Genomic DNA, 4,185 nt, shown 5'->3' with positions numbered 1-4,185 from the left:
AAAGGAGGAGTTTTATATCCAATATTTACGAATAAATGTATTACTCATCCTTATAATAAGTTTATTTTTCTTCGGGATTGTTCTTTTTTCTTATAAGTTATTTGCTGCGGGAATGTTGCCCATCATAGGCATGCTTTTTATCTATGCTTTAACCTCTAAATATCGTTCAACGGTTTCTCTTTTTCTATTCTTTTTAATAGGAACATGTATGTTTCAAATAGGAAGCAATTATTTCATTGAATGGGATCTATCTAAAGAGATGAAAATCATTGTAAACAGAATTTTACTTCTGTTCATCATAGGTGGACTATTGCTTTCCATTTTGTTGTCCAAACAGAAGGTATTTCTTTTTGCATCATTATCAGACTGGCAGAAACATATAGTGATGCCATATCATTCGATTAAGCTAACGTACTTTTTAATGTTTGGTCTGATTGGTTCGGCTACAATCTTTGTACCGTTACTGTTCGTTGAAGATATAAGCTATACAAAATCATTCGTCATATACGGTATAGTATTCTCCGTTATAAACGCTATTTTAGAAGAGTTGCTTTGGAGAGGGATCATGTTATCTCATTTAAAGAGTAATCTTTCCACTTTTTATGCTGTTTTCATTACGAGTATTGGATTCGGTCTTTTGCACATATCAATAGGAATTCCTGTAATCATGAGTTTACTTTTTTCTCTTGGTGGATTTTTCTATGCATTTGTCGTTTTAAAGACGAAAAGCATATACCCAGCCATAGTTTTTCATTTTATTATTAATTTAGGTATGGTTTTTAACGGATGGATATTTTAGCATCTTGCACCAAAAAGCTCAGAGCTATATATCGCTCTGAGCTTTTATGAGTTATTACTGTTGTATATTACCTGAACTGTTTACAGTAGGCTACCTGCTTTTTATTGACTTTCAAAATGCAGCAAATACTTCACTAGATAAAGGCCAGAGTTTGTTTTTTCTTGAAGAGGAATAGTCAGGCATGTGACGTAATAATACCCGTTTGGAATGTCATAGCTTAAGGTTTCAGATAGGACGCTTTTGATTTCGATCCCATCGCTTTCGACGTGAAAAGGAAGGCGAGTGGTCTTTTCAGCCTTTGATGCGTCTGGAGTTTCGTTTACCCATACTTCAATAATGGCTCTTGTGTTTGATACGGCTTCAAATGAAATAGCTTTATCGTCTGCGACATATCCTTTTTGAATATCTTCATCGCTCCAGTCGTGATGGGGCTTTGGCTGTCCTTTTTGAAACAGCGTAAACTGATGATAAGACATGGTTAGCTCTTGTTCTTTCCATTTTGTTTTCATGATTTCACCTCTTCAAAGTAAAGCTTGTTCTGCTATTATTGAACGATAAATTGTACGCGTGTACCATCTGGATACTGTTCTAACTGATTTCCAACCCATGAGCCGGCTCCGCGGTTATCAGAAGGTGAAATATAGCGAATGTCAGCTCCTGCTCCGCCTTCTTCGCACATAGCCATTGGCCATTCATCACGGTCATAACCTGTTTTTGTCGGATATCCTTTCAGGGATTCTTCTCGGTTCGCTTCAGCACCGTCGCGATCAATTGTACAAACGGAAGAGTGCCCAGCGGCAATCGCGTCACGAATATGATCACCCGTTTCAGGATATCGGTCTAACGGAAAATAAAGTGTCGCATCATAATTTACTTCAGCTTCCGTTTTTTCAGGAGATAAAAAAGCCGCATGCCCCATAAACCCTAAAATACATGCCATGATAATGAATAGACTTGCCATTAATTTTTTCCCGTATGTAGCCATCTTAAACCTCCAGTGTAAGTCGTTTTTACAGCTTAACTATACTGTCAGATTGCTAAGTTTAGATTACAGGACAATAAATACGTTGTAAACAAGTATTAACATTTATGTTAAACTTCCTTTACTTGACATCATACCCTAATAGGTATAAAGTTGTGTATACATTTACTTCTTGCGTACAGCTTAAAAGCAAGAAGCGCAATCATGCATGAGCGGAGGTAGTAGTATGATGGAATATGATAAACAAGTTAAAAATCGTTTGAAACGTATTGAAGGTCAGTTAAAAGGTGTCTTAAATATGATGGAACAAGGAAAAGACTGCCGTGACATTGTGACACAGCTCTCAGCAGCCAGAAGCGCAATTGATCGCACGATGGGTGTTATTGTCAGCACCAATCTTGAACAATGTGTAAGAGAAAGCATTGAAAAAGGCGAGAATACCGAAAACTTAGTAAAAGAAGCAGTAGAGCTGTTAGTAAAAAGCAGATGAGATATTCGTTTCATCTGCTTTTTGTTTTTACTGTACGCTGCTCACAAGGATAAAAACCGCTGTTCCTAAACACAATACGGATAGGAACAGCGGTTTTTTAGGTTTATCTCGTTTTAAGAACAGGAAAGATATATGGAGAGAAAGGAGGAGGTCAAGGTGAGTGATGACAAAAAATCACCAGCATATAATCATACGGAAATTCATCATAAAATTGAGGCTTTTCCAAAAGCGCCGGGAATCAAAGCCGCTTTTCGCTTTAACCACGCTTCTTCTCCGTGGGTAAGAGGAATCAGCTCAGGCTTGTCTTCAAGTCTGCCGATTTTGATAGGAATTTTGTTTGATCATTTGCAGTACGGACTCATTGCAAGCATTGGCGGCTTTACATATTTGTATACAAAAGATGAGCCTTATGCGCAGCGTGCTGTTAAGTTATTTTTAGCTTTGCTTGGCGTTACGCTGTGCTTTACACTCGGCTCGTTATTTGCTGACGTAGCTTGGATGAAAACTATTTTATTTGGTGTTATTGGATCTGTATCGGTTTATGTTTTCGGAGCGTTAAAAATTCCAGGACCTTCTGCCATGTTTTTTGTCCTTTCATTTGCTGTGAGCACGAGCATTCCAGCGCCGAATTTGCAGGCTGTTTTTTTGCACGCAGGACTCGTTTTTTTAGGAGGGACACTATCTTGGTGTATTAGCATGAGCGGCTGGCTTATTAACCCGCGCGGACCTGAAACTGCCGCTGTGGCGAAAGCGTACAGGCAGCTAGCTTCATTTGTCGGGTCTCTTGGTACGGAATCATTTCACGCCGAGCAGCATAAAACGGTTGTCGAGCTTCGAGCAGCGGAAACAGCGATGAAACAAGCGAAAATTAATCGAAAAAAATCATCGTTTGCGCATCGTCTGTTTTTATTAAATCAAAAAGCCGAAGGACTGTTTATCTTTGTGATGGCAGCTGCGAACGATTTTAATCCAGCTGTTTCTAAAAAAGCACAGGCGGTGATTGAAACGTTCGCATCAGAAATGGCCACGTTAAAAAAGCATAAAAAAATTCGAGACGTTCGAGAAGAAATTGAAGAGCTGTCCATCAAAGAAGAGCTGCGTACATTGCTATTGGATGTAAATGACGTTCTTCAAATGAAAGAATTAAAAGAAACGGAGTATATTCAATTTTCACAAGGCAGCGTAAAAACACGCTTAAAAGCTGCTTTTCACAAACGTTCTTATGTGCTTAAAAATGCTTTGCGCTACGGAATTATTATGATCATCGCCGCAGCCGTTGCCTATACGACAAATATTCCAAGGTCTTACTGGATTCCGCTTACGTGCGCGGGAGTGATGCTTGGAGCAACCGTTCGTGCAACGGTTCAGCGAGGTATTCAGCGCTCTGTCGGAACCATTTTAGGTATTTTAATTGGAACCGGGATTCTGATGCTTGAACCAACGGGAATCGTCATTGCGCTCATTGTCTTTGTGCTTCAGTCGACGATTGAAATTGTAATTGTTAAAAACTACGCGCTCGGCACGCTCTTTATCACACCAAATGCTCTTTTAATTGCTGAAAGCGGTCATCCAGATAAAKCGATTAGCTACTTTACGTMTGCTCGAGTGATTGATATTGTCATTGGTTCTGTTATTGGAGTGGTCGGCACGGTATTAATTTTTAAACGAGCTTCTTCACTTCGTTTGCCATATTTGCTTGGAGATGTGATACGAAAAGAAGGACAGTTTTTAGAAATGCTAAGCACCGAACAAGATGAAGAAAGAATTAAACGAGAAAGAAATAAGCTTCAAGGAGAACTCGTTAATCTTCGGGCCCTGTACGATAATGTGATTGGAGAATATTCTAAAACGGCCGTCAAACTAGAAGGGTTGTGGCCTGCAGTTGTCGCTACACAGCAGTTAGGTTATATGCTT

General features: G+C 39.3%; 5 protein-coding genes. 3 read left to right on the top strand and 2 right to left on the bottom strand.

From position 1 onward, the window contains the following. Window positions 1-799, top strand: a 799-nt coding sequence (locus AC1DRF_RS18010; protein ID WP_477741312.1) for a lysostaphin resistance A-like protein, incomplete at its 5' end; no start/stop codon positions are given. 101 nt (window positions 800-900) lie between these two features. On the opposite strand, the gene comJ is transcribed toward AC1DRF_RS18010, so the two are convergent. Together comJ and AC1DRF_RS18000 are read right to left on the bottom strand one after the other, a co-directional pair. Next, window positions 901-1,308 carry a competence protein ComJ gene (gene comJ / locus AC1DRF_RS18005; protein ID WP_043978463.1) on the bottom strand — a complete coding sequence of 136 codons (408 nt, stop codon included), beginning with the start codon at window positions 1,306-1,308 and terminating at the stop codon, window positions 901-903. A 35-nt stretch (window positions 1,309-1,343) separates the two neighbouring features. Next, the gene (locus AC1DRF_RS18000) at window positions 1,344-1,718 is read right to left on the bottom strand and encodes a NucA/NucB deoxyribonuclease domain-containing protein (protein ID WP_427091202.1); all 375 of its coding nucleotides are present in this window, start codon (window positions 1,716-1,718) and stop codon (window positions 1,344-1,346) included. 292 nt (window positions 1,719-2,010) lie between these two features. Here AC1DRF_RS18000 and AC1DRF_RS17995 point away from each other — a divergent pair, with 292 nt between their 5' ends. After that, window positions 2,011-2,271 (top strand): metal-sensitive transcriptional regulator, encoded by a 261-nt coding sequence (locus AC1DRF_RS17995; RefSeq protein ID WP_013058561.1) that lies wholly within the window; start codon window positions 2,011-2,013, stop codon window positions 2,269-2,271. Window positions 2,272-2,427: 156 nt separating this feature from the next. Further along, the coding region (locus AC1DRF_RS17990; protein WP_477741311.1) for an FUSC family protein at window positions 2,428-4,185 on the top strand (1,758 nt) is incomplete at its 3' end.

This window comes from Priestia sp. P5_B4 (genome assembly GCF_056400385.1).
Note: the sequence above shows the minus strand (reverse complement) of the source record. Positions and strands in the feature narration are given on the sequence as shown.